Origin of the sequence: Streptomyces sp. NRRL S-337 (assembly GCF_000720175.1) — a bacterium.
Taxonomy (GTDB): domain Bacteria; phylum Actinomycetota; class Actinomycetes; order Streptomycetales; family Streptomycetaceae; genus Streptomyces; species Streptomyces siderophoricus.
Map to the genome: position 1 here is coordinate 1 of NZ_JOIX01000115.1, position 19,016 is coordinate 19,016.

General features: G+C 71.4%; 20 protein-coding genes. 6 read left to right on the plus strand and 14 right to left on the minus strand.

The window, feature by feature from the left end; all coding sequences use genetic code 11:
• Positions 1 to 137: 137 nt before the first annotated feature.
• The 6 genes from IG62_RS0138755 to rsmI all read right to left on the minus strand — a co-directional run bounded on the left by IG62_RS0138755 (position 138) and on the right by rsmI (position 5,753).
• Positions 138 to 1,055, minus strand: a complete 918-nt coding sequence (locus tag IG62_RS0138755; RefSeq protein ID WP_030815169.1) for a 4-(cytidine 5'-diphospho)-2-C-methyl-D-erythritol kinase — start codon at positions 1,053 to 1,055, stop codon at positions 138 to 140.
• Positions 1,052 to 1,930, minus strand: a complete 879-nt coding sequence (gene rsmA, locus IG62_RS0138760) for a 16S rRNA (adenine(1518)-N(6)/adenine(1519)-N(6))-dimethyltransferase RsmA (protein WP_030815172.1) — start codon at positions 1,928 to 1,930, stop codon at positions 1,052 to 1,054. The genes IG62_RS0138755 and rsmA overlap by 4 nt, the downstream gene beginning before the upstream one ends.
• Positions 1,927 to 3,084, minus strand: a complete 1,158-nt coding sequence (locus IG62_RS0138765) for a ubiquitin-like domain-containing protein (RefSeq protein ID WP_037840389.1) — start codon at positions 3,082 to 3,084, stop codon at positions 1,927 to 1,929. Before IG62_RS0138765 ends, rsmA begins: the two co-directional genes overlap by 4 nt.
• A gap of 141 nt (positions 3,085 to 3,225) precedes the next feature.
• Positions 3,226 to 4,101, minus strand: coding sequence for a TatD family hydrolase (locus tag IG62_RS0138770; protein ID WP_030815178.1), 876 nt, complete (start codon positions 4,099 to 4,101; stop codon positions 3,226 to 3,228).
• Between the two features lie 32 nt (positions 4,102 to 4,133).
• Positions 4,134 to 4,616 (minus strand): hypothetical protein, encoded by a 483-nt coding sequence (locus IG62_RS0138775; protein WP_030815180.1) that lies wholly within the window; start codon positions 4,614 to 4,616, stop codon positions 4,134 to 4,136.
• 282 nt (positions 4,617 to 4,898) lie between these two features.
• The gene (rsmI, locus tag IG62_RS0138780; protein WP_030815182.1) at positions 4,899 to 5,753 is read right to left on the minus strand and encodes a 16S rRNA (cytidine(1402)-2'-O)-methyltransferase; all 855 of its coding nucleotides are present in this window, start codon (positions 5,751 to 5,753) and stop codon (positions 4,899 to 4,901) included.
• Positions 5,754 to 5,854: 101 nt separating this feature from the next.
• Between rsmI and IG62_RS0138785 the strand changes: the two genes are divergently transcribed.
• From IG62_RS0138785 to IG62_RS0138800, 4 genes are all read left to right on the plus strand, one after another.
• A complete protein-coding gene (locus tag IG62_RS0138785) occupies positions 5,855 to 7,594 on the plus strand; it encodes a dolichyl-phosphate-mannose--protein mannosyltransferase (RefSeq protein WP_030815186.1) in 1,740 nt (579 codons plus the stop codon).
• A gap of 160 nt (positions 7,595 to 7,754) precedes the next feature.
• Positions 7,755 to 9,410, plus strand: a complete 1,656-nt coding sequence (locus IG62_RS0138790) for a penicillin-binding transpeptidase domain-containing protein (RefSeq protein WP_030815188.1) — start codon at positions 7,755 to 7,757, stop codon at positions 9,408 to 9,410.
• An 86-nt stretch (positions 9,411 to 9,496) separates the two neighbouring features.
• A complete protein-coding gene (locus IG62_RS0138795; RefSeq protein WP_158795182.1) occupies positions 9,497 to 9,643 on the plus strand; it encodes a hypothetical protein in 147 nt (48 codons plus the stop codon).
• On the plus strand, positions 9,640 to 10,491 hold the full coding sequence (locus tag IG62_RS0138800; RefSeq protein WP_030815191.1) for a DMT family transporter: 852 nt from the start codon (positions 9,640 to 9,642) through the stop codon (positions 10,489 to 10,491). Before IG62_RS0138795 ends, IG62_RS0138800 begins: the two co-directional genes overlap by 4 nt.
• 26 nt (positions 10,492 to 10,517) lie before the next feature.
• On the opposite strand, the gene IG62_RS0138805 is transcribed toward IG62_RS0138800, so the two are convergent.
• The 7 genes from IG62_RS0138805 to IG62_RS0138840 all read right to left on the minus strand — a co-directional run bounded on the left by IG62_RS0138805 (position 10,518) and on the right by IG62_RS0138840 (position 16,411).
• The gene (locus IG62_RS0138805; RefSeq protein ID WP_051799180.1) at positions 10,518 to 11,723 is read right to left on the minus strand and encodes a serine hydrolase domain-containing protein; all 1,206 of its coding nucleotides are present in this window, start codon (positions 11,721 to 11,723) and stop codon (positions 10,518 to 10,520) included.
• 106 nt (positions 11,724 to 11,829) lie between these two features.
• Positions 11,830 to 12,615 (minus strand): energy-coupling factor ABC transporter ATP-binding protein, encoded by a 786-nt coding sequence (locus IG62_RS0138810; RefSeq protein ID WP_078872505.1) that lies wholly within the window; start codon positions 12,613 to 12,615, stop codon positions 11,830 to 11,832.
• Positions 12,603 to 13,364, minus strand: coding sequence for a cobalt ECF transporter T component CbiQ (cbiQ, locus tag IG62_RS0138815; protein WP_030815199.1), 762 nt, complete (start codon positions 13,362 to 13,364; stop codon positions 12,603 to 12,605). The genes IG62_RS0138810 and cbiQ overlap by 13 nt, the downstream gene beginning before the upstream one ends.
• Before the next feature lies 1 nt (position 13,365).
• A complete protein-coding gene (locus IG62_RS0138820; RefSeq protein WP_030815201.1) occupies positions 13,366 to 14,463 on the minus strand; it encodes an energy-coupling factor ABC transporter permease in 1,098 nt (365 codons plus the stop codon).
• A gap of 143 nt (positions 14,464 to 14,606) precedes the next feature.
• Positions 14,607 to 15,785, minus strand: a complete 1,179-nt coding sequence (locus IG62_RS0138825; protein ID WP_037840391.1) for a methyltransferase domain-containing protein — start codon at positions 15,783 to 15,785, stop codon at positions 14,607 to 14,609.
• Positions 15,782 to 15,916 (minus strand): hypothetical protein, encoded by a 135-nt coding sequence (locus IG62_RS49730; RefSeq protein ID WP_267887940.1) that lies wholly within the window; start codon positions 15,914 to 15,916, stop codon positions 15,782 to 15,784. Before IG62_RS49730 ends, IG62_RS0138825 begins: the two co-directional genes overlap by 4 nt.
• A gap of 285 nt (positions 15,917 to 16,201) precedes the next feature.
• A complete protein-coding gene (locus IG62_RS0138840) occupies positions 16,202 to 16,411 on the minus strand; it encodes a hypothetical protein (protein WP_051799182.1) in 210 nt (69 codons plus the stop codon).
• 185 nt (positions 16,412 to 16,596) lie between these two features.
• On the opposite strand from IG62_RS0138840, the gene IG62_RS0138845 reads away from it, so the two are divergent.
• Both IG62_RS0138845 and IG62_RS0138850 read left to right on the plus strand, forming a co-directional pair.
• On the plus strand, positions 16,597 to 17,850 hold the full coding sequence (locus IG62_RS0138845) for a helix-turn-helix transcriptional regulator (RefSeq protein ID WP_030815230.1): 1,254 nt from the start codon (positions 16,597 to 16,599) through the stop codon (positions 17,848 to 17,850).
• A 13-nt stretch (positions 17,851 to 17,863) separates the two neighbouring features.
• Positions 17,864 to 18,229, plus strand: coding sequence for a hypothetical protein (locus tag IG62_RS0138850; RefSeq protein WP_030815241.1), 366 nt, complete (start codon positions 17,864 to 17,866; stop codon positions 18,227 to 18,229).
• 179 nt (positions 18,230 to 18,408) lie between these two features.
• Here IG62_RS0138850 and IG62_RS0138855 read toward each other — a convergent pair whose 3' ends face one another.
• Positions 18,409 to 18,927, minus strand: a complete 519-nt coding sequence (locus IG62_RS0138855) for a DUF6879 family protein (protein WP_030815249.1) — start codon at positions 18,925 to 18,927, stop codon at positions 18,409 to 18,411.
• Positions 18,928 to 19,016: the final 89 nt, after the last annotated feature.

Sequence of the window (19,016 nt, forward strand, 5' to 3'; positions counted from 1 at the left end):
GAATCGATCTGCTCAACCGTCAGCGACTTCTCACACAGTCACACCAACGAGCCCCAGCCCACACGGTCACACCACATGCGGTTGCAGTACTAGGGGAAGTGGCCTGAACGACGGCCGCCACTGAATGACGGCTGCCCCTAAAGGACAGTCGCCCCCGCCGCCGGTGAGTCCGCCACCCGTACCGCGCGGCAGGTCCCCGACGCCAGCAGCGCTGTCGCGACGGCCTCGGCCGACTCCGCGTTCTTGACCAGGAAGGCCGTGGTCGGGCCCGAGCCGGAGACCAGGGAGGCCAGGGCGCCGGCCGTGGTGCCGGCGGCCAGGGTGGCGGCCAGGGACGGGCGCAGGGAGAGCGCCGCCGGCTGGAGGTCGTTGGTCAGGGCGGCGGCGAGGGCGGTGGCGTCGCCGGTCGCGAGGGCGGCGAGCAGTTCGGGGGCCGCCTCGGGCGCGGGTACGTCCGTCCCCTCCGTCAGGCGGTCGAACTCGCCGTAGACGGCCGGGGTGGACAGGCCGCCGTCGGCGACCGCGAAGACCCAGTGGAAGGCGCCGCCGACGGGGAGGGGGGTCAGGAGCTCGCCGCGGCCCCGGCCCAGTGCCGCGCCGCCGACCAGGCTGAACGGTACGTCGCTGCCCAACTCGGCGCAGATGTCGAGGAGTTCGTCCCGGGAGGCACCGGTGGACCAGAGGGTGTCGCAGGCCAGCAGGGCACCCGCGGCGTCGGCGCTGCCGCCGGCCATGCCGCCGGCGACCGGGATGTCCTTGGTGATGTGGAGGTGGACGTCGGGGCTGCGGCCGTAGCGGGCGGCGAGAAGTTCGGCGGCGCGGGCCGCCAGGTTCGTCCGGTCCAGCGGGATCCGGTCGACGTCGTGGCCCTCAGCGGTGATCCGCAGGGTGTCCGCGGGGGTGGCGGTGACCTCGTCGTACAGGCCGACCGCGAGGAAGACGTTCGCGAGGTCGTGGAAACCGTCGGGGCGGGCGGCGCCGACCGCCAGCTGGACGTTGACCTTCGCGGGGACCCGTACGGTCACCGTCGCCGCAGCTGTAGTCGTAGCCGTCACTTTCCCGCCTCCCGGTTCTCCGCGATCCGTGCGAATTCCTCGACCGTCAGTGCCTCGCCGCGGGCCTGCGGCGAGATGCCGGCGGCGACCAGTGCGGCCTCGGCCGCGGCGGCCGAGCCGGCCCAGCCGGACAGCGCGGCCCGCAGCGTCTTGCGGCGCTGGGCGAACGCGGCGTCGACGGCGGCGAAGACCTCGTCCCGGCTCGCGGAGGTCTCGACCGGCCGCTCCCGGCGGACCAGGGAGACCAGGCCGGAGTCGACGTTGGGGGCGGGCCAGAAGACGTTGCGGCCGATGGCGCCGGCCCGCTTGACCTCGGCGTACCAGTTGGCCTTGACCGACGGCACGCCGTAGACCTTGTTGCCGGGGCGGGCGGCGAGCCGGTCGGCGACCTCGGACTGGACCATGACCAGGGTGCGGTCGATGGACGGGAACGTGGCGAGCATGTGCAGCAGCACGGGCACCGCGACGTTGTACGGCAGGTTGGCGACCAGGGCGGTGGGCGCGGGGCCGGGGAGTTCGGTGACGTGCATCGCGTCGCTGTGGACCAGCGTGAAGCGGTCGGCGCGCTCGGGCAGCCGGGCGGCGACGGTGGCCGGCAGCGCGCCCGCCAGGACGTCGTCGATCTCGACGGCGGTGACCCGGTCGGCGACCTCCAGCAGCCCCAGGGTCAGTGACCCGAGCCCGGGGCCGATCTCGACGACGACGTCGTCGGGCCGGACATCGGCGGTCCGCACGATCCGGCGGACGGTGTTGGCGTCGATGACGAAGTTCTGGCCGCGTTGCTTGGTGGGGCGTACGCCCAGCGTCGCGGCCAGTTCGCGGATGTCGGCGGGACCCAGAAGCGGGCCGGACTCGTCGGTCGTACTCTTGCTCACCCGTGAAGCTTACGGCCGCACACCGGCCACGGGCTCGCCCCCCGGGTGATGTAGAGCTTCTTGGCGCGGTAGGTCTGTTCCTCGGCGGGGGCGTCCTGGGGGCGGCCGCGGCCGCCGAGGGCGTGCCAGGTGGCGACGTCGAACTGGTAGAGGCCGCCGTAGGTGCCGGAGGAGTCGACCGCGTCGGGCCGGCCGCCGGCCTCGCACCGGGCCAGTGCGCCCCAGGCGAGGTGGTCGGCGCCGCGTACCGAGTGCGGCAGTTCCTTGGTGCCGAGGTGCACGATCTGCGGGCGGGGCGGCCGGACGAGCTCGGTGTGCAGGCGCTTCGGTTTTTGTTTGACGCCGTTGACGGTGCGCAGCCGGTAGGTGACCCGTCGCACGCCGGGCCGGCCCTGCTGGACGACGGCCACGGTGCCGCGGGCCAGCTGCGGGTCGGTCCGTTTGACCGTACGGAACGGGACGGGCTCCTCGCGGACCTCCTTGCCGCCGGTGATCCGCAGCACGGAGACGGTCTGGCCCTCGCGCGGGAAGCTGTCCGGCGGTACGGAGGTGGTGTCCTGGTCGCGCAGGGCCAGTCCGGCGTCCGCGAGGGCCTCGCGGACGGTGGCGGCGTTGGTGCGGACGCGGTGTTCGCGGCCGTCGGCGATGAAGACGACGGTGCGTTCGGTGCGGACCGCCAGTTCGATGCCGTGCCGTTCGATGCGGCGGGAGCGGGAGGTGGAGAGGTAGGCGCCCTCGGCGCGCACCCCGAGCTGGTGGAGGGCGCCGGCGACGGTGTGGGCGGTGGTCCACACCTGATGGCGCTGCCCGTCGATGGTGAGCACGACCGGCCGGCCGTGCCGGACCACGATCTCGTCACCGCTGTGCAGGTCGGTGCCGGGGGCGGGGGCGACGATGTCGTGGTCGCCGATGCCGAGCTCTTCGTCGGCCAGCAGGTCCTCGACGTCGTCGGCGAAGGTGTGCAGGGTGCGGGGGGTGCCGTCGACGCTGAGCCGGACGGCCTTGTCGTGGGCGATGAAGGCGGTGGTGCCGCCGGCGAGGAAGGCGACGACCGCGGCCCGGGGCAGCAGCCGCCGCAGGGTTTCGGGGCGTTCGGCGCGGCGTCTGCGACGGCCGCGCGCGGCGCGGTGGCTGCTGCTCTGCGGAAGACTCACGGCGCGCTCCACATGCCACGGATGCGGTTGACGGGCGGAGGCTAGCCGAGCCGCGGTCACTCTCCAAAGTCGGTCCGGTACGGAAAGTGGTCACTTCGGGGGACGCCCGGCGCGCCGTGGTGACGGCGGTGGGCGCGGTGGTCAGTACCCGAAGGCGCGTGCCGTATTGGCGGCGACGGCCGTCGCCAGGGTGTCCTCGGTCATTCCCTTGACGTCGGCCATCGCGCGCAGGGTGACCGGAATGAGGTAGGGGGCGTTGGCCCGTCCGCGGTACGGGGCGGGGGTGAGGAAGGGGGCGTCGGTCTCGACCAGGACGAGTTCCGGCGGGGCGACGGCGAGGGCGTCGCGCAGCGGCTGGGCGTTCTTGAAGGTGACGTTGCCGGCGAAGGACATGAAGTAGCCGGCCGCGGCGCAGGTCTTGGCCATTTCGGCGTCGCCGGAGTAGCAGTGGAAGACGGTCCGCTCGGGTGCGCCTTCCTCGCGGAGGACCCGCAGCACGTCGTCGTGGGCCTCGCGGTCGTGGATGACCAGGGCCTTGCCGTGCCGCTTGGCGATCTCGATGTGGGCGCGGAACGACCGCTCCTGGGCGGCCATGCCGTCGGGGCCGGTGCGGAAGTAATCGAGGCCGGTCTCGCCGACGCCGCGGACGTGCGGCAGGGCGGCGAGCCGGTCGATCTCGGCGAGGGCCTCGTCCAGCACGGCGTCGCCGCCCGCCTCGCGCGCGCCCTGCCGGGACCAGCCGTCGGGGTCGCCGAGGACGATCCGGGGGGCCTCGTTGGGGTGCAGGGCGACGGTGGCGTGCACGCTCTCGTACGCGGCGGCCGTGTCGGCGGCCCACTGTGAGCCCTTGAGGTCGCAGCCGACCTGGACGACGGTGGTCACGCCGACGGAGGCGGCCTTGGCGAGCGCGTCCTCGACGGTGCCCTCTTGCATGTCCAGGTGGGTGTGCGAGTCCGCGACCGCCACCCGAAGGGGTTCGGGCAGCGGCGGCGGGGTGTTCTTGTCCTGCGGTGCCATGGCCGCGATCCTACGAGGACCTCGGCCGGCCCTCACCTACGGTGGTGCTGGAAGGGGTGCAGCAGGTCGGAGAGGTGCCAGTGGTGCTTGCCGTCGTCCGGGGGCTCCTCGGCGGTGCAGCCGGTGCGCTCCGCGGCGGGGGCCCCCTTCTCGTTCTTGTCGTTCTTCTCGCCCTTGTGGGTCTTCTCGCTGCCGTGCTGGCGCTGGTGCATGTTCGCGATCGCGTGGGAGACCATCGAGACCTGTCCGGAGCGCATGATGCGGACGACGTTGCTGCCGCAGCTCAGGCAGGTGGGGCAGGTCAACGGGGACGGCACCCGCTCGCCGTCCGTGTAGTAAACGACCCGCTCCCGGCCCTTGCCGTCGAGCTGGTGGACTATGTCGTACGCCTGCTCCCAGCCGTATCCGCACTTCATGCAGGCGAAGGAGTACGCCTCGTGGGCGGCGGGCTCGGGCTGGGGGATGGGGTGGACGCCGGTGGCGTTCGCCGCGGTGGTCTTAGCGATCTCGCTCATGTGCGCTCCTCTTGTCCGCTGGACAAGGTCTTCGGGAACGGTTCGTCCCTCCCCCAGTGGACGCCTTTCCGTGGCGCAATGCAGTAGCTCTCCGACGGTATTGGCCCAGATTTGGCCGACGGTAGGAAAATCACCCCAACGCCTCGGCCTGCGCTTTACCTTTCCGGCCAGTCATTTACCTTCTGATGAGTCGGTTTTCTCCGTGGCCTGCGCATTATTCTTCGGCGCCCGGTTTCCGGCCGGCGCGGGAAAGCCCCCGGGACGCCCGCCGGGACCGGCTTCTCAGCCCGCCTTCTCCGCGTTCTTCGCCGCGACCACCGCGTCGAAGACCTCCCGCTTGGGCAGCCCCGCCTCCGCCGCGACCGCCGCGATGGCCTCCTTGCGCCGCTCCCCCGCCTCCTCGCGGACCCTTACCCGGCGCACCAGCTCCTCGGGCGCCAGCTCCTGCGGACCGCTCTCCGGGGCACCCTCGACGACGATGGTGATCTCGCCCCGTACGCCCTCGGCCGCCCAGGTCGCCAGCTCGTCCAGCGTCCCGCGCTTGACCTCCTCGTACGTCTTGGTCAGCTCCCGGCAGACCGCGGCCCGGCGGTCAGGGCCGAAGACCTCGGCCATCGCGGCGAGGGTGTCGTCGAGCCGGTGCGGCGCCTCGAAATACACCAGGGTGCGCCGCTCGTCGGCGACCTCGCGCAGCCGGGAGCGCCGTTCGCCGGCCTTGCGCGGCGGGAAACCCTCGAAGCAGAAGCGGTCCACCGGCAGACCGGAGACGGCCAGCGCGGTGAGCACCGCGCTCGGGCCCGGTACGGCGGTGACCTTGATGCCGCGCTCGACGGCCGCGGCCACCAGCCGGTAGCCCGGGTCGGAGACCGACGGCATCCCGGCGTCGGTGACCAGCAGCACCCGGGCGCCCCCGGCCAGCGCGTCGGCGAGCTCCGGCGTGCGGGCCGCCTCGTTGCCCTCGAAGTACGACACGATCCGGCCGGTGGGCGTCACGTCCAGCGCCTGGGTCAGCCGGCGCAGCCGCCGGGTGTCCTCGGCGGCGATCACTTCGGCGGCGGCGAGTTCGGCGGCGAGCCGCGGCGGCGCGTCCGCGATGTCGCCGATGGGCGTCCCTGCAAGTACCAGCACTCCAGTCACCCGCCCATCCTCCCAGCACACCGCCGGCCCGCCGACCCGCCCCGGCCCGACGGGCATCCGCCGGTGGCGCTCCCCACCGGTCCACAGGCCGCTTCCCTACGATGGGCCGGGTGACGAGTGACACCACCGCGACCGACGCCGCCGCGCACGCCGCTCCGGAGCCGGCCCGGCAGCCCCCCGTCTGGCAGCGGCGGCTGCGCCGATTCGGATATCCGGCCGCGCCGCCGGCCGACGTCCGGACCCGGCTGGTGCCCGCGTACCCGCGGCCGGGCGGCCGGCTGTGGGCGGTGTTCGGCGCCGGACCGGACGCGGCGGCCCGGCTGGCCCGCTGGTCGGGCTGGGGCGGCCCGCTGCTGGTGGCGCTGTTCGCGGGGGTCCTGCGGTTCTGGAACCTCGGCAGCCCGCGGAAGGTGATATTCGACGAGACGTACTACCCCAAGGACGCCTGGTCGCTGCTCCAGTACGGCTACGAGGGCACCTGGGCCAAGAACGCCAATGACGCGCTGGTGGCCCATCCGCCGCACATCCTGCTCTCGCCGGAGCACTCGTACGTCGTCCACCCCCCGGCGGGCAAGTGGCTGATCGCGGTCGGCGAGTGGGCGCTGGGGATGAATCCCTTCGGCTGGCGGTTCATGGTGGCGCTGCTCGGCACCCTGTCCGTGCTGCTGATCTGCCGGATCGGGCGGCGGCTGATGCGCTCGACGGCGCTGGGCTGCCTGGCCGGGACGCTGCTGGCGGTGGACGGTCTGCACTTCGTGATGAGCCGTACCGCGCTGCTCGACCTGATCGTGATGTTCTGGGTGGTGGCCGCGTTCGGCTGTCTGCTGGTGGACCGGGACCGCGCCCGCGCCCGGCTCGCGGCGGCACTGCACGTCGGCCCGGACGGCGTGGCCCGCCCGGACGCGGACGTCGGCGACCGGCTCCGGCTGGGGTGGCGGCCCTGGCGGATCGCGGCCGGTCTCTGCCTGGGCCTGGCCTCGGCCACCAAGTGGAACGGGCTGTACTTCCTCGCGGCGTTCGCCCTGATGTCGTTCCTCTGGGACGTCGCGGCCCGCCGCACGGCCGGCGCCCGGCGCCCGTTCCGTTCGGCCCTGCGCCGCGACGTGCTGGCCGCCTTCACCTCGACCGTCGTCGTCGCTCTGGCCACCTACCTCGCGTCCTGGACCGGCTGGATCGCCACCAAGGGCGGCTACTACCGCGACTGGGCCACCACCCCGGACGGCCGGGCGGCCGGCTGGACCTGGCTGCCGGACTGGCTGCGCAGCCTGTGGCACTACCAGACCGAGGTCTACGCCTTCCACACCGGACTGACCACGCCGCACACCTACCAGTCCAACCCCTGGAGCTGGCTGGTCCTGGGCCGCCCGGTGTCGTACTTCTACGAGGACCCCAAATTCGGCCAGGCCGGCTGCACCGCGGCCGAGGGCTGCGCCCGCGAGGTCCTGGCGCTGGGCACCCCGCTGCTGTGGTGGGCGTCCTGCTTCGCGCTGCTGTACGTCCTGTACCGCTGGCTGTTCAAGCGGGACTGGCGGGCCGGCGCGATCGCCTGCGGGGTCGCCGCCGGCTACCTCCCCTGGTTCCTCTACCAGGAACGCACGATCTTCCTCTTCTACGCCGTCGTCTTCGTGCCGTTCCTGTGCCTGGCGCTGGCCATGATGCTCGGCGCGATCATCGGCCCGCCGGGGGCGACCGAGCGCCGCCGGACCATCGGCGCCGTAGGGGCCGGCGTCCTGGTCCTCCTCATCATCTGGAACTTCGTCTACTTCTATCCGCTCTATACGGGCCTGCCGATCCCGAAGAGCGCCTGGCACCACCGGATGTGGTTCGACACCTGGGTGTGAGCCGCCGCCGGAATTCGACGATTCCGTCACAGGCTTACAACAGCGCGTCACCTGACCGTGCCCGGATCGAGACTCGGTGCTCTCCCCGTGTCCCTTAGAGTGCGATGCACGTTCTTGTGTGCGTATTCAAGGACGAGGCTCCAGGGAGGGAATCGGTGGCATGCGCCGTGAGGTGAAGTACGGGCTGATCGGCGGATCGGTGGCCCTGGTGGCGGGAGTCGTGGGCGGCTTCACGCTGTTCGGCGGATCGGACGACGCGACGCCGCAGGAGGTCCGCTCCGCGGACGCCGCGGCCGGTGACAACGCGCCCAAGGTGCCGACCGGCCCGCTCTCCGCCAAGGAGGTGCAGACGGCCGGCCAGGAGTTCCTGACCGCCTGGCAGTCCGGCGACGCCGCCAAGGCCGCGCAGCTGACCGACAGCCCGGACACCGCCCGGGCGGCGCTCGCGACCTTCGCCAAGCGGGCCGGGTTCTCCAAGGTGACGGTGACGCCCGGCACCCCCGTCGGCGACAAGATCCCGTACACCGTCGCCGCGCAGATCGACTACAAGGGCACCAAGGCGCCGTACTCGTACCGCGCCTCGGCGACCCTCCACCGGGACAAGACCACCGGCAAGCCGGTGATCGGCTGGCAGCCGGCCGTGCTGTACCCGGGTCTGGCCAAGGGCGACGAGCTGCGGACCGGTGAGGCCGAGGCGCCGCCGATCAAGGCCGTGGACCGCAACGGGGTCGAGCTGACCCCCGAGGCGCACCCCACGCTGACCGGGATCCTCGCGAGCCTGCGCGACAAGTACGGCGCCAAGACCGGCGGCAAGCCCGGCGTGGAGCTGTACATCAAGCGCGCCAAGGCCGCCAAGCCGGCCGACCAGCAGCCCGACAAGACCCTGAAGGTGCTCTCCAAGGGCACCCCCGGCACGTTGAAGACCACCCTGGACGCCAAGCTCCAGACTGCGGCCGAGAAGGCGATCAACGGTAAGAAGTCCGCCTCGGCGGCCGCGGTCAAGCCCAGCACCGGTGAGATCCTGGCGCTCGCCAACTCCCCGGCGAAGGGCTTCAACATGGCCACCCAGGGGTCGCTGGCCCCCGGCTCGACGATGAAGATCATCACGTCGGCGATGTTCCTGGACAAGGGCCTGACCTCGCCCGGCAAGAAGCACCCGTGCCCCAAGTACTTCACGGTCGGCGGCTGGAAGTTCCAGAACGACGGCAAGTCCGAGATCAAGGACGGCACCTTCGCGCAGAGCTTCGCCGCGTCCTGCAACAACGCCTTCATCTCGCTGGCGCCCAAGCTCAAGGACGACGACCTGACGAACGAGGCGCGGGACGTCTTCGGCATCGGCCTGAACTGGCAGACCGGCATCCCCACCTTCGACGGCGCGGTGCCGGTGCAGCACGACGCGCAGATGGCGGCCTCGCTGATCGGGCAGGGCGGCGTGCGGATGAACCCGCTCAACGTCGCCACGTTCGCCGCCACGGTCCACGCCGGCTCCTTCCACCAGCCGTACATCGTCGCGCCCTCGCTGGACAACCGGACCTTCGCCAAGGCCGCCCGCGCCCTGAAGCCGTCCACCCAGTCCGGTCTGAAGTCGCTGATGAAGCTGACCGCGACCTCCGGTACGGCCGCCGAGGCGATGTCCGGGGTCAGCGGTGACATCGGCGCCAAGACCGGCTCCGCCGAGGTCGACAACCAGAAGAAGCCGAACGCCTGGTTCACCGCGTACCGCGACGACCTGGCCGCGGCGGCCGTCGTCCCGGCCAGCGGCCACGGCGGCTCCAACGCGGGCCCGGTGGTCCGCGCGATCCTCACTGCCGGCTGAGCCGACCGGGGCGCCCCCGGGGGCGCCCCTCTCACGCACCGGAACCCGGTCGCATGGCCCGTACAGCTTTCGCTAGCGTGCGGGCCATGTCGCTTTCCCCATCCGACGCCCCCTCCCCCGCCCACCCACGCTTCGCCCGGGCCCTCGCCGACCTCGGCCTCGCCGTGCCCGTCACGACGCTGATCGAGCACGCGCAGGGCAGGATCGTGGACGTGCGCGAGCGTTCCTCGTGACCCCGCTGGTCGTCGCGGCCGTCCTCGCGGCCGCCGTGACGCACGCCAGCTGGAACGCGATCGCCCACGGCATACGCGACCAGCTTCTCGCCTTCACGCTGGTCGGCGGCGGTGGCGCCCTCTGCGGCGCGGTCCTGGCCTTCGCCACCCCGCTGCCGGCCGCCGGCGCCTGGCCCTACCTCCTGGCCTCCGCCGTCCTGCACATCGTCTACCAGGCCCTGCTCATGCGGTCGTTCAAGCTGGGCGACTTCGGGCAGATGTACCCCATCGCCCGCGGCAGCGCCCCGCTCGTCGTCACCGTCCTGGCGGCCGTCTTCGTCCACGAGATCCCCGGCCCCTGGGCCCTCGCGGGCGTCGCCCTCGCTTCCACGGGCCTGGTCGGTGTGGCCCTCTGGGGCGTCCGCGCCGCCGGCACCCGGCCGCACTGGCCGGCCATCATCGCGGCCCTCGCCACCGGCCTGTCCATCGCCTCCTACACCACCGTCGACGGCCTCGGCGTCCGCGCCGCCGGCACGCCGCTGGGTTACATCGCCTGGCTGATGATCCTCGAAGGCCTCGTGATCCCCCTCTGCGCCCTCGCCGCCCACCGGGGCCAACTCCTCACCGCCCTCCGCCCGTTCGCGGTCCGCGGCCTGGCCGGCGGGGTCCTCTCCGTCCTCGCCTACGGCCTGGTCCTGTGGGCCCAGACGCGCGCGCCCCTGGCCCCCATCGCCGCCCTCCGCGAGTCCTCCATCATCGTCGGCGCGGCGATCGGCGCCGTCTTCTTCAAGGAGCGCTTCGGCACCCCACGGATCGCTGCCGCGGGGCTGATGGTCCTGGGCATCGGCCTGATGCTGCATTCCGGCTGACCGCCGCCGGAGGGCCGGGGCGCGTGTCAGCCGACCACGTGGGAAACCGCGCGCAGCAGCGCCTGCGCGCGGGGATCCGCCGTGACGTTCCGTTGCATCCCGTTCGTCACGTAGCCGAAGGCGATGCCGGTCTCGGGGTCCGCGCAGGCCAGGGCGCCGCCGCGGCCGGGGTGGCCGAAGGAGCCGGGCGAGAGCAGCGGCGAGGCCGGGCCGTGGAGCATGAAGCCGAGGCCGAAGCGGGTGGAGACCAGGAGCGTGCGGTCGGGGCCCGCGGACTCCTCGGTGCGGGCGAGGGTGAGGGTCGCGGGGGCGAAGAGCCGCGGGTGCCCGTCGACCGCGCCGATCAGCGCGGCGTAGCAGCGGGCCAGCGCGCGGGCCGTGGCGACGCCCGCCGAGGCGGGCAGTTCGGCGGCGCGGAAGGCGGGGTCGTTCTCGTCGGGGCCCGGCGAGATCGCCGCGAAGGCGCGGCTCGTGAGGGAGGTCGGGTCCTCGTACGCCGCGGCGACGGTCCGCTTGGGGCGGACGCGGAGGCCGTGGGCGGCGGGCGGCGCGGGGGGCGTGACGGGGGCCAGTCGGCCGACCCGGGACTGTTCCGCGTCCGGCAGGCCGATCCACAGGTCCAGGCCGAGCGGCCCGGATATCTCCTCGGCGACCCAGGCGCCGAGGGTGCGGCCGGTGACCCGCAGCACCAGTTCGCCGAGCAGCCAGCTGTAGGTCTGGGCGTGGTAGCCGTGGTCCGTGCCCGGCTCCCAGGCGGGTGCCTGGGCGGCGACCGCGGCCGGGCCGCTGGTGCCGTCGAGGGCCTGGGCGGGGGTGAGCGGGGTGTCGAGGACGGGCAGTCCGGCGCGGTGGGAGAGGAGGTGGCGGACGAGGACGCGTTCCTTGCCGGCGGCCTTGAACTCGGGCCAGTACGTGCCGACAGGCGCGTCCAGGTCGAGCTGTCCGCGCTGGTGCAGCAGCAGCGGGACGACGGCGGCGATGCCCTTGGTCGCGGAGCGGATCACCTGGGCGGTGCCGGCCTCCCAGGGTGCGGCCGTGCCGTCCGGCGCGCCGTCACCGTCCTTCGTACCGCCCCACAGGTCGACGACCTTCCGCCCGTGCCGGTAGACGGCGACCGCCGCCCCCCGCTCTCCGCGTCGCGCGAAGTTGGCCATGAAGGCGTCCCGGACCGGCTCGAAGCCGTCCTCGACCGTGCCCTGGACGTCCACCACTGATTCCCGCTTCCCACTCATCCGTCGCTTTCGTGACCCATCAATGGTGCAACGCGCGGATCGGTGCTGATGACCAGGGCCTCGGGCCGTGGCGTTCGTCACACGGGAGCGGCGGCCGGAGGCGTCCTCACTGGGGGACGGTGACCGAGCGGGGGTCGAAGCCGAAGGGGAGCTCCAGGCGGTGGGTGCGCATCAGCTCGTCGTCGCAGAGCAGCTCCTGGGTGGTGCCGTCGGCGACCAGTACGCCGCCGGAGAGCACGACGGAGCGCGGGCACAGCTCCAGCGCGTACGGCAGGTCGTGGGTGACCATCAGCACGGTGACGTCCAACGACCGCAGGATGTCGGCGAGTTCGCGGCGGGAGGCCGGGTCGAGGTTGGAGGACGGCTCGTCCAGGACGAGGATCTCCGGGCGCATGGCCAGGACGGTGGCGACGGCCACCCGGCGGCGCTGGCCGAAGGAGAGGTGGTGCGGCGGGCGGTCGGCGAAGCCGGCCATGCCGACGCGGTCGAGCGCCTCGGTGACCCGGGCGTCGAGTGCGGCGCCGCGCAGGCCCGCGGCGGCCGGGCCGAAGGCGACGTCCTCGCGGACGGTGGGCATGAACAGCTGGTCGTCGGGGTCCTGGAAGACGATGCCGACCCGGCGGCGGATCTCCGCGAGGTGCTGCTTGGCGACCGGCAGCCCGGCCACCGCGACGCTGCCGGCGCCGGCTTCGAGGATGCCGTTGAGGTGCAGGACGAGGGTGGTCTTGCCGGCGCCGTTGGGGCCGAGCAGGGCGACGCGTTCGCCGCGGGCGACGGTCAGATCGACGCCGAACAGCGCCTGGTGGCCGTCGGGGTAGGCGTAGGCGAGGCCGGAGACGGCGAGCGAGGGGGCGGGCGCGGCGGCGGGTGTGGCGGTGCTCAAAGGGTCCATCCCAGGAGGCAGACGGCGAGCGCGGCCAGGGGGAGGGCGGCCGCGCGGGTCCATTGTGTGCGGGTGGCGGTGGTGGCGTCGATGACGGGCATGGTGCCGGTGTAGCCGCGGCTGACCATGGCGAGGTGGACCCGTTCACCGCGCTCGTAGGAGCGGATGAACAGCGCTCCGGCGGACTTGGCGAGCACGCCCCAGTGGCGTACGCCGCGGGCCTCGAAGCCGCGGGAGAGGCGGGCGATCCGCATCCGCCGCATCTCGTCGGTGATCACGTCGCCGTAGCGGATCATGAAGGAGGCGATCTGGACGAGCAGCGGCGGCATCCGCAGGCGCTGCAGGCCGAGGAGGAGTTCGCGCAGTTCGGTGGTGGCCGCGAGCAGCACGGACGCGGCGACCCCCAGCGTCCCCTTGGCCAGGACGTTCCAGGCGCCCCAGAGACCGGACTCGCTCAGGCTCATCCCGAGGGCGTGGAGGCGCGGCCCCTCGGCCACGAACGGCATCAGCACGGCGAAGGCGACGAACGGCACCTCGATCAGCAGCCGCGTCAGGAGGAAGCCGGCCGGGACCCGGGCCGCGACGGCGGCGGCCGCGATGAGCAGTGCGTAGAGCCCGAAGGCCCAGACCGCCTCGCGCGGGGTGGAGACGACGATCAGGACGAAGCCGAACACCGCGGCGATCTTGCAGTGCGCGGGCAGCGCGTGCACCGGTGAGTGCCCGTGCCGGTAGAGCTTGTGTGCGTGGCCGGCGCCCATGTCAGGCGTTCCCCGTGCCCTCGGCGGCCGGGGCGGTGGCCCTGCGGCGGCGGACGGCCACGAAGACGCCGGTGCCGACGGCCAGGGTGGCGCCGACGCCGATGACACCGGCGAGCCCGCCGGCCAGCCGCGGGTCGGTGATGTCCTTGACGCTGTAGTCGGCGAGCGGCGAGTCCTTGGTGGCGTGGTCCTTGGCCTTGGCGTCGATGCCCTGGTCGTGGGCGACCTTCTCCAGGCCGTCGGGGCTGGCGGAGGCGTAGTAGCTGAGGCCGCCCGCGCACACCAGCGCGGCGGCGACCCCGGCCAGCCAGACGCGGCGGGCGGAACGGCGGGGGGTGGCGAGGGCCGGGGCGGCGGGAGCGGGTGCCGGGCCGGCGGTGCCCTCGGGTGCCAGCGGCGAGGTCCGCAGCTCCAGCGGCTTGGCCAGACCCCGCGCCCCGTACACCAGGTCGGGCCGCACGGCGATCACCGCACCGACGGTCAGCGCCGTGATGACCGCCTCGCCGATGCCGATCAGCACATGCACCCCGACCATGGCCGCGAACACCTTGCCGATGGGCACGTCAGCGGTGCCGCCCAGCGCATAGATCGCCGTGAAGGCGACCGCGGCGGCCGGAACGGAAACCAGCGCCCCCACGAACGAAGCGACGGTCACCGAGCTGCGCCGCCGCGGCAGCACCTTCACCAGCAGCCGGAACACCACATAGGCGACCACGGTCGTCACGATCGCCATATCGCTGATGTTGACGCCCAGCGCGGTCAGCCCGCCGTCCGCGAAGAGAACGCCCTGCATGAGCAGCACGACCGAGACGCACAGCACCCCGGTGTACGGCCCGACGAGTATCGCCGCGAGCGCCCCGCCGAGCAGATGCCCGCTGGTACCGGCCGCCACGGGGAAGTTCAGCATCTGCACGGCAAAGATGAACGCCGCCACCAGCCCGGCCAGCGGCGCGGTCCGCTCCGCCCCGGCCCCGACGCCCTGCCCCGCACCCGCCAGCTCCCGCCGGGCCCCGCGCAGGCTGACCGCAACGGCCACCGCAGCAACCGCACCGGCCGCCGCCGACACCGGCGCATTGATGAATCCATCGGGTACGTGCATCTCAGGGTCTCCGCTTCAGGGTCTGCAACCAGCCAATGGTGAGGCTTACTGCAACAAAGTCGCAAGAGCGCCCTAGATGCGAGACGGGCGTGGGCACCCGGAGCGGGCGACCCTTCGCCCCGACTGGGCTCCCCTCGGGAACGTCAGCCGAACGGGAGGGTCTGTGTCGGCCGCTCGAACCACGGGTGGAAGGCTCCGTCCGGCTCGATCGTGAGCCCGAAACGATCAAGACTGGGCTTGCCCCGATCGCTCCACCACTTGAGCGCTTGCTCCACCTCGTCCCAGAGACGCCGCGGTCCCGACTGGTACACCACGGCATCCGGTGTACCGCTACGGAACTCGACGGCCGCCCACGACCGGCTCGCCAGGTCGAAGAACCAGGCTTTCCCGGTCTCCTTGTCCGAGCGGTTGACGACGTGGGCGCAGCCGGCCACACACAGCCCTGCCACGAACCGTACGGTCTCGTAGCGGTCACCCAGGTCGGCCAGGGTGACGCGCGTGCGTGACACCTCCGCCTCCCCGGGAAACTCCGCTACGTAGTCGTTGAACCGGCTCCAGTCGAGGCGCTGGTCCCGCAACTTCATGAACTCCACCATGCGGAGGAAGGGCCCACTTGCGCTTCCGTCCTCCCTGACAGACAGCCGCACCAATGCGTCCTGGTCGGTGTAGTGGGTGCCCCATGGGGCAAGGATGATCCCGCCCGGCCGGGTCTGCTCCAGCCAGCGCGGCGAGATGGCTCGCGCACCCGCGGTGACGATCACGCGGTCATACGGCGCCCGCGCCGACCACCCCGCCCGGCCGTCGCCGTGGATCACCTCAGGGCTGAGTCCGGCGCGCTTGAGCGCGGCGCGGGCCTGCTCAGCGATGGCAGCGTCGATCTCGACGCTGACCACCCTGCCGCTGCCCAGCCGGTGAGCGAGGAGCCCGGCGTTCCAGCCGGTGCCGGTACCGATTTCCAGCACTCGCATGCCGTCGGTCACTTCGAGATCGCGGAGCATGGAGGCAACGACCGACGGCATGCTCACGGAACTGGTCGGCACAGTGCCCGACTGAGTGCCGGTATGTCGGCCGTCGTCCCACTGAGTGACGAGAGGCACGTTCGCATAGGCGGCGCGCTCCCAATCTTCCGGATCGTCAGTACGGGCAATAGGCACGCTGCGGCCGGTGGCCATGTCGTGTGACCAGACAAGATCGGGCAGGAACAGCGTGCGCGGTACTGCCCTGAATGTCTCCGCCCATGTGGGCGCCAGGGCTCCGGTTTCGCGGAGGGACCGCGCCAGCTCGTCACCGGCGCGGCCCTCCTGCTCAGGCGTGCGCGTCACTTGCGGTGCTTCCCGTCGCCCTCGGGCATCTCGCCGTCCGGGGGCGGCGGTGGCGGCGGCTCCCAGGGCTGACCGGGGTGGCCGTCCCCGTTGCCGCCCTCACCGCCATTCCACACGATCGCTCCTGTCATCGCCGGACCCTCCTTCGACTCGCAGGAAACCGTTGGGCAGGACGCCCAACGAAGTCGCCCTGACCTAACCGCAGTTCGGCGGGCACGCCCCTCACCACAGGTCACCTTCCGCGCTCCGCTGCTCCCGCGTCCGGACCACCCTCAGGCTTTCGAGGTCTGCAATCGGCCATTCCCGGCGCCCGGCACACCGGAGGTAGGGAATGCCCTTCCTGATGTCCGTCACGATTGCAGAGCGACCAGCCTCGTACTCGACCTCATCGCCGACTTCGGGCCCGTGACCGGCGCTCATCGGGGCACCGATTCCAGCGCCGCCTTCCGCTTCGCAATGGCCCGCTCCAGCTGGAGGGCATACAGCTCCATCTGCCCCGGGTCCATGACGAGAATGGCGGGCTCTGCAACGCCGTGGTGGTGATGAACGGTCACGGGCAGGCCGGCCTGATGTGCTCGGCTGTCGTAGACGACGTCTCGTCGGTCGGGCGTGATGTGTGAGATCACGGTGTAACTCCTCGAAGGATCGGGGGAAGAGCCCGCCAGCCGCTCTCACGGGACTGGTGCTCACACCATCAAGGGAACCGCGATGACCCGCGCAACTCCACGGCATCCATGAGGCAGTCTTGAGGCACACCCGATGCACACGGTGCACCTCACCGAAGAGCGGGACGGGCGAGAAGGGGGTCGGCGTGGGTCTTGCTGAACGACGGAAGGCCCTGGGCTACAGTCAGGAAACGTTGGCTCACGCACTCGGCGTCGACCGCACAACGGTCGGCCGCTGGGAGAACGGAAAGACCGAGCCTCAGCCCCAGTTACGACCGAAACTGGCCGAGGTGCTGCGCCTCGACCTTGGCGAACTTGACGTTCTGGTGGCCCAGCCACATGCCTCCCCCCAGGAGTCCGCAGGGTTACCACCCCGCGATCACGACGGCTCTAGGGACACCGACGACATGATCCGACGCGAATTTCTCCGTGCCGTGGCTATGACCGGCGCGCTGTCAGCTCTCCCCGTTGAAGAAGCGGACGCACTCGAAAGCGGAACACGTCGGCGATCCGCGGCCAGCTTCCTGCGTATGAACGACCACCTCTGGCAGGTGTACCAGCTCGCCCGTACAAAGGGGTCGGTCCTACCGGTTGTTCGTGACCAGTTGGACGCGCTCAACGCGGCTCTCGATGAGCGATCGGGCAGGGAGGGGCGTGCACTGTGCGGTGCTGCGGGTGAGCTGTTCCAGCTCGCCGGTGAGCTAGCTTTTGACAACAACCGCTACACAGACGCGGCGGCCTCCTACACACTCGCTGCGACAGCCAGTAAAGAGGCCGGTGCGTATGACCTCTGCGCATCTGCACTCGTGCGACTTGCCTATGTCGACGTGTACGAAAGTCGGTACCGACAAGCTGCCGAAATCCTTTCTGCTGCTGAAAAAGTCGCCAGGCGTGGAGACAGCACCCTGCCCACGCGGTATTGGATTGCTTCGGTCAAAGCAGAAGCCCAGGCAGGGCTGGGCAACTTGACCGCGTGCGAGCAGGAACTCGACACGGCCGAGAAGGTGCTGGACCTTGGCCCTGGTCGCATGAAGGGTTGGCTTCGTTTCGACGGCTCACGACTGGCCGAGGAACGAGGAGCCCGCTATGTACAGCTGGGACGTCTCGACCTTGCCGAGAAGGCCTTGACCGCCGCCCTGGAGCAGGACGACCTCGCCGAGGGGCAGTCATTTCGCCGCCGTGGCGCCGTGCTGGCCGATCTTGCTGCAATCGGCGCCAAGCGCCGCGACTGCGACCAGCTCCTCGCCTTCGGCAGCGAGGCCGTGCGACTCGCTCGTGTGTCCTCGTCGGGGTACGTCGCCCATAGACTCCACGGGCTACGAGCTGAGTTCGGCCCTCTGGTCAGGGATGCCCGTGTGGCTGAGCTGAAGGCGGAGATGGACGCATTGAGCATGACCTGACGAGAGGGTAGGTATGTCACAGGTTGAGGGCGCGCGCCTGTTCCGTGAGGCATGGATCGCCGGTGTGCGACAGCACTTCCCCGGCGAGCCGAAGCCCGGCTACGTGACTCCTTGGGAGGACACCCCGGACTGGGAGCGCCAGGCTGCGGGCGCCGTCTACGAGCAAGTGCGCCAGCTGCTGGATGTGAGCGCCGGTCACGCGTCGCGGCTGACCTCCGAGCAGAAGGGCCGATTCGTCGCGACGTGCTGGACCGCTCAGATGTTCAAGCACTTCGAGGACCCGAAACCCGGGTACGTGGCGGACTGGAGTGATCTGCCGGAGTGGCAGCAGAAGACTGACGCGGACATCTTTGAAGCGATCGAAAAGTCGCTGAACTGAGGACGGCGCAGGTCATCTGGCCTGGTTACTGCACAGCAGAGAGTGAGACAGCGCCTCCGTACGGCGACGCCGTACGGAGGGGCTCGTCCGCCGCGACGGCCCGGGCCCGCGCGCTGCCCTTGAGGCAGCTGCCCACGGTCTGCAAGCAGCTGCCTGGACAATGAGGAGATTGCCATGGGTCAGACGGGCTTGTACTCCTCGTGCGGGATGGCTCGCTCCCACACCGCTTCGAATGCCAGACTCACGAACTCAGTGACAGCTCGTTCGGTGCGCCATTCTCGGTCGACTACGTCGCCTGCACCTGAGAAGTACGTGAACAGGACTGACCTTTTGTCGAACATCCACAGGTCAGTTCCGGGGAGCGGAATGTCAGCGGCCTTGCGGCGGGGAAGCCATCGGACCAGCTCGCCTGCCGCAAGGTTGGCGAATGACATCTCGTGCTCGTACCGGATGTAGTCGGTTACCGGCTCCGAGACGATGCGAGCTCGCCTGATGACGACTCCGCGCGCTGCCGTCTCAGTCACCAGGTCACCCCACGATCCCCAGTAGTCCGGCAGCTTCGTCGGGTCGTTGTCGTACCGGTGGCCGGCTCGCCAACGTGCGAACTCGGGATCATCTGGCGTGTAGATGTCGCGCATCTCCAAATGCACGGCGGAGTGCTGCGCCTTGGCGAGCCCTTCACGTACGGGGTACTTCACCGTCTCCGTCCTCCGGTCGAGGGATGTACTTCAGCATCACGGGGTGGGTGGTGGGCGGGGGTGGTGCTGTCTCTTATACACATCTCCGA

Coding starts and splice junctions, on each gene's coding strand:
- IG62_RS0138770 (WP_030815178.1), bottom strand. CDS start 4,101: ATGGCACCGCAGGACAAGAACACCCCGCCGCCGCTGCCCGAACCCCTT.
- IG62_RS0138775 (WP_030815180.1), bottom strand. CDS start 4,616: ATGAGCGAGATCGCTAAGACCACCGCGGCGAACGCCACCGGCGTCCAC.
- IG62_RS0138785 (WP_030815186.1), top strand. CDS start 5,855: ATGGGCCGGGTGACGAGTGACACCACCGCGACCGACGCCGCCGCGCAC.
- IG62_RS0138790 (WP_030815188.1), top strand. CDS start 7,755: ATGCGCCGTGAGGTGAAGTACGGGCTGATCGGCGGATCGGTGGCCCTG.
- IG62_RS0138795 (WP_158795182.1), top strand. CDS start 9,497: ATGTCGCTTTCCCCATCCGACGCCCCCTCCCCCGCCCACCCACGCTTC.
- IG62_RS0138805 (WP_051799180.1), bottom strand. CDS start 11,723: ATGAGTGGGAAGCGGGAATCAGTGGTGGACGTCCAGGGCACGGTCGAG.
- IG62_RS0138810 (WP_078872505.1), bottom strand. CDS start 12,615: ATGGACCCTTTGAGCACCGCCACACCCGCCGCCGCGCCCGCCCCCTCG.
- cbiQ (WP_030815199.1), bottom strand. CDS start 13,364: ATGGGCGCCGGCCACGCACACAAGCTCTACCGGCACGGGCACTCACCG.
- IG62_RS0138820 (WP_030815201.1), bottom strand. CDS start 14,463: ATGCACGTACCCGATGGATTCATCAATGCGCCGGTGTCGGCGGCGGCC.
- IG62_RS49730 (WP_267887940.1), bottom strand. CDS start 15,916: ATGACAGGAGCGATCGTGTGGAATGGCGGTGAGGGCGGCAACGGGGAC.
- IG62_RS0138850 (WP_030815241.1), top strand. CDS start 17,864: ATGTCACAGGTTGAGGGCGCGCGCCTGTTCCGTGAGGCATGGATCGCC.